At 66.6% G+C, this 4,752-nt stretch carries 5 protein-coding genes; 4 read left to right on the top strand and 1 reads right to left on the bottom strand.

Translation table 11 applies throughout. From position 1 onward, the window contains the following. From dapB to EOA79_RS29680, 4 genes are all read left to right on the top strand, one after another. On the top strand, window positions 1–651 hold a 651-nt coding region (gene dapB / locus EOA79_RS29695), incomplete at its 5' end, for a 4-hydroxy-tetrahydrodipicolinate reductase (RefSeq protein WP_128293548.1). Between the two features lie 204 nt (window positions 652–855). Beyond that, a complete protein-coding gene (locus EOA79_RS29690; protein WP_245459230.1) occupies window positions 856–1,842 on the top strand; it encodes an ABC transporter substrate-binding protein in 987 nt (328 codons plus the stop codon). Between the two features lie 159 nt (window positions 1,843–2,001). Beyond that, on the top strand, window positions 2,002–2,856 hold the full coding sequence (locus EOA79_RS29685) for an ABC transporter ATP-binding protein (protein ID WP_095784161.1): 855 nt from the start codon (window positions 2,002–2,004) through the stop codon (window positions 2,854–2,856). Between the two features lie 13 nt (window positions 2,857–2,869). Then, a complete protein-coding gene (locus EOA79_RS29680; RefSeq protein ID WP_095826471.1) occupies window positions 2,870–3,745 on the top strand; it encodes an ABC transporter permease in 876 nt (291 codons plus the stop codon). On the opposite strand, the gene EOA79_RS29675 is transcribed toward EOA79_RS29680, so the two are convergent. Continuing rightward, on the bottom strand, window positions 3,726–4,752 hold a 1,027-nt coding region (locus tag EOA79_RS29675; RefSeq protein WP_164894003.1), incomplete at its 5' end, for a HAMP domain-containing sensor histidine kinase. The genes EOA79_RS29680 and EOA79_RS29675 overlap by 20 nt on opposite strands.

The following is a 4,752-nucleotide window of genomic DNA, read 5'->3' as shown; positions in this document are numbered from 1 at the left end:
GGCGAGGGGCTGGTCGCGCGCGACGCGGCGCTGGCGCTTGCCGACGTCGTCATCGACTTTACCACGCCGGCGGCGTCAGTCGAACTAGCAAAGGCATGCGCGGCGCGCGGCGGTCCGGCGCTGGTGATCGGCTCCACCGGCTTAGATGGTTCCGAGCTGGAGACGATCGCCGACGCGGCGAAGACGATCGCGATCGTGCGCTCCGGCAGTTACTCGCTGGGTCTCAACATGCTGACCGGGCTGGTGGAGCAGGCGGCGCGGGCGCTTGGGGCTGACGATTGCGACATCGATATCCTGGAAGCGCACCACCGTTTCAAGGTCGATGCGCCGTCCGGAACGGCGCTGATGTTGGGCGAGGCGGCGGCGCGCGGACGCGGCGTCAGGCTGGACGAAGTGGCGCGGCGCGCTCGAAATGGGATTGTCGGCACACGCCCTGCCGGCGAGATCGGCTTCGCCGTGCTGCGCGGCGGCAGCATCATCGGCGAGCATTCCGTCAGCTTCCTCGCCGAGGGCGAGGCGCTGACGCTCTCGCACTCGGCTGGCGACCGCTCGATGTTTGCTCGCGGCGCCATCGCGGCGGCACTCTGGGTGGCCGGACAGTGTCCAGGCGAATACGGCATGCACGATGTGCTTGGCTTCGCCGCTTCGTGACCAGCGATAGCTGCGGAATTCGCTCTTTCGGCCGCTAAAATGACTGAAAGCCAGCTGAAAGCTTGGGCATGCCATGACATTTTTGCGGCGTTCGCCGCGGGATCGGTCCGGGAGCGGGCCGGCAAGGAGGAAATGCGGCGTGGCCTGGTGGCACGCCGCCCAGGTGGAGGAAGTTACGTGACCGGTTTCATCTCGAAGTGCGTCTTGCGTTCGGCGGCGCTTTCGTTTGCCATCGTCGCCGCGGGCGCCACGGCGGCATCGGCTGCCGACAAGATCACTATCATCGTCGGCGGCATGGAAAAGCAGATCTACCTGCCGGCCGTGCTCACCCAGCAGCTCGGCTACTTCAAGGATGAGGGGCTCGATGTCGAGCTGGTCAACTCCCGCGCCGGCGTCGAGGCCGAGAATGAGTTGCTGGCCGGTGCCGTGCAGGGCGTCGTCGGCTTCTATGATCACACCGTCGACTTGCAGTCGAAGGGCAAATACATCCAGTCGATCGTCCAGTTCAGCCAGGCGCCGGGCGAGGTCGAGCTGGTTTCGGCCAAGCATCCGGAAATCAAATCGCCGGCCGACTTCAAGGGCGCCACGCTCGGCGTCACCGGTCTTGGCTCCTCGACCGATTTCCTGACGCAGTATCTCGCCGTGCGCAACGGCCTGAAGCCGGGCGACTACACGCTGCTGCCGGTGGGCGCCGGCAACACTTTCATCGCCGCCGTCAAGCAGGACCAGATCCAGGCCGGCATGACCACCGAGCCGACCATCGCCAAGCTGCTTCAGACCGGCGAGGCCAACGTGCTGGTCGATATGCGCACGCCCGAAAAGACCAGGGAAGCGCTGGGCGGCGACTATCCGGCGGCATCCTTCTATGTCCAGTCCGCCTGGATCGAGAGCCATAAGGACGAGGCGCAGAAGCTCGCCAACGCTTTCGTCAAGACGATGAAGTATATCGCCAGCCATTCGGCCGAAGAGATCGCGGACCAGATGCCGAAGGATTATTACGCCGGCAACAAGGACCTCTATGTGCAAGGGTTGGCCGGCGGCAAGGCGATGTTCACGCCTGACGGCCGCATGCCCGCCGATGGCCCGGAGACGGTGCTGAAGGTGCTGTCGACCTTCTCGAAGAGCTTGCAGGGCAAGCAGATCGATCTGTCGAAGACCTATACCACGGCATTCGTCGACGCCGCCAAGTAGCGCCGACAGGGAGCCGGGCCTGCCGGCTCGGTCGTTGAAGAACAACAAGTTGCGCCGCTTGTCTGAATTCGGCAGCGGCGCCTTTCCGGATACCGAGGCGCGGCGGGCCCATGGGCTCGAGCCCCAGCCATCCTCGCACCATCGCTACAGGAGTGTGCCATGCAGTTGCAAACCATGGCGGCCGAGAAATTGTCTCCGGCCGCGGCGCCGGCCGATGCCGCGATCGCCATCGACGATGTGACGCTGCGCTTCGTCACCCCCGACGGCCACATGATGACGGCCATCCGCGATTTCACCATGACGGTGGCGCGCGGCGAGTTCGCCTGCGTCGTCGGGCCGACCGGCTGCGGCAAGTCGACGACGCTCAACCTCGTCACCGGGCTGCTCAGGCCGACGACCGGCAATGTCCGCGTCATGGGCAATCCCGTAACCGAGATCAGCCGCGACATCGGTTTCGTCTTCCAGGCGGACGCGCTGTTTCCGTGGCGCAGCGTGATCGACAATGTCGCCGCCGGCCCGCTCTATCGCGGCACGCCGAAGGCGCAAGCCTATGACCGGGCGCGCGACTGGATCGCACGCGTCGGCCTTGCGCGTTTCGAGAAACACTATCCGCACCAGCTCTCTGGCGGCATGCGCAAGCGGGTCGCGCTAGCGCAAACCTTCATCAACCAGCCGAAGATCCTGCTGATGGACGAGCCGTTCAGCGCGCTCGATATGCAGACCCGCACCGCCATGCAGGACGAGCTGCTCGGCCTCTGGTCGGAGCTCAAATCCTCCGTCGTCTTCGTCACTCACGATCTCGAGGAGGCGGTGGCGCTGGCCGACAAGGTCTATGTGCTCACCGCCGGGCCGGGCACGGTGAAGAGCGTCTATCGCATCGACCTGCCGCGCCCGCGTGTCATGGCCGACATCCGCTACGATCCGAAATTCATCGAGATCGCCAAGGTGATTTGGAACGACCTGCGCGAGGAAGTGCAGCTCGGCCAGAGCCGCGGCCTGCAGACCGGCCATTGAAAGGAGACTTGCCATGACCGCCATCTCTCCAGCCTCTCACCAAGCCGCCCGCGCGACCTCGATCGTCGCCGCGGAAGCCCGGGCGAGGGCGCGGCTGCGCCGCCGCCATGCCTTGGTTATCGGCCTGCGGCTCGCCATCCTGATCGTCTTCCTCGCTCTTTGGGAACTTGGCGCCGATCACGGCGTCATCGATCCGTTCTTCTTCTCAAGCCCCTCCGGCATCTGGGAGCAGATCTGGTCCTGGGTCACCGAGGGCACCTCGCAGGGGCCGCTCTGGCTGCAGATCTATGTGACGCTCGAGGAAACCTTCCTCGGCTTCGCCATCGGCGCCGTCGGCGGCATCGCCGCCGGCATCATCCTTGGCCGCAACAAGCTCCTGGCGGATGTCTTCTCGATCTACATCAAGATCGCCAACTCGGTGCCGCGCGTCGTGCTGGGCTCGGTCTTCATCATTGCGCTCGGCCTCGGCATGGCCTCGAAGGTGGCGCTGGCCGTCGTCATGGTGTTCTTCGTGGTCTTCGCCAACGCCTTCCAGGGCGTGCGCGAGGCCGACAGGGCGATGATCGCCAACGCCCAGATCCTCGGCGCCTCGCCCTACCAGATCACCACCACAGTCATCATCCCATCGGCCATGAGCTGGATCCTGGCGAGCCTGCATGTCAGCTTTGGCTTCGCGCTGGTCGGCGCCGTGGTCGGCGAGTTCCTCGGCGCCAAGCAGGGCATGGGCTTGCTGATCTCGACCGCCCAGGGCGCGTTCAACGCCAATGGCGTCTTCGCCGCCATGATTATCCTGGCGGTGATGGCGCTGGTGGTGGAGTTCATCATCACCCGTTTCGAGAACTACGTCGTCAAATGGCGTCCGGCGCCGTTCAACGAGCAGGGGGCCTGACCGCTCCAGTCGGCCTGTCCTGGGGCGCGGCGAGCGGCAGCCGGACCTCGACCCTGAGCCCGCTGCCGGCGGCCCCGCCAAGCGCAACGCTGCCGCCGGCATTCTCGACCACCTCGCGTACGATCGCGAGTCCGAGCCCGCTGCCTTCCTCGGCAGCACCGGCAATGCGGTAGAAGCGCTCGAAGACCTGCTCGCGCTCTTCGGCCGGAATGCCGGGACCGGTGTCGGTGACCGTCAGCACGCCCTCGCGACCGATCGCGGCCAGCTGGACGGTCACCGTGCCGCCGGCTGGCGTGTAGCGCAGCGCGTTGTCGACCAGGTTGACGATCATCTCGCGCAGCATGGTGCCCTCGCCGATGACGGGAACAGGTCCGGCTTCCTCGAGCCCAAGATCGATGTTGCGCTCGACGGCCTTCGGCGCATGTGTTTCCAGCACCTCGCGGGCGGCTTCGGTGAGGTCGATGCGGTCGGCACGCGGCCGGCGGCTGCCCGGCTCGGCGCGCGACAGCGTAAGCAGCTGTTCGGCCAGCCGCGCCAGCCGGCCGGAGCCTGCCTGTAGAGCCACCAGCGCCTCCTCGCGCCGGTCGGCGGCGCTTTCGCGCAGCACATAGCTCGCCTGTGTCGACATGAGCGCCAGCGGCGTACGCAGCTGGTGCGCGGCATTGGCGATGAAGCGGCGCTGCGCCGCCATCTGCGCCCGCACGCGCTCCATATAGGCGTTGAGCGCGTCGATCAGCGGCCGGATCTCGCTTTGCGCGCCCGGCACCTCGACCGGGTCGAGATCGCTGCGATCCGGCGAGCGCACCGTATCGCGCAGGCGCATCAGCGGCGCCAGCCCGCGGCGCAGGCCAAGCAGCACGAAGAGGCCGGCGATCGCCACCAGCGCCAGCTGCTGGGCAAAGGCGCTGAACCACAGCCGCTGCACCATCGCGTCATGGCCGGCGAGCGTGACGCCCACCGTGACCCTGATCGGCGAATCCGTGCCGGCGCCGATCAGGGTCACGGTG

The organism is Mesorhizobium sp. M1A.F.Ca.IN.020.03.2.1 (genome assembly GCF_004023205.1).
In the GTDB taxonomy this organism is placed as follows: domain Bacteria; phylum Pseudomonadota; class Alphaproteobacteria; order Rhizobiales; family Rhizobiaceae; genus Mesorhizobium.
The sequence above is the reverse complement of the archived record's forward strand: the minus strand, read 5'-3'. Positions and strand labels throughout refer to the sequence as shown.

What these genes read in the sequence shown, in the direction of transcription:
- EOA79_RS29685 (WP_095784161.1), top strand. Translation starts at nt 2,002, where the DNA reads ATGCAGTTGCAAACCATGGCGGCCGAGAAATTGTCTCCGGCCGCGGCG.
- EOA79_RS29680 (WP_095826471.1), top strand. Translation starts at nt 2,870, where the DNA reads ATGACCGCCATCTCTCCAGCCTCTCACCAAGCCGCCCGCGCGACCTCG.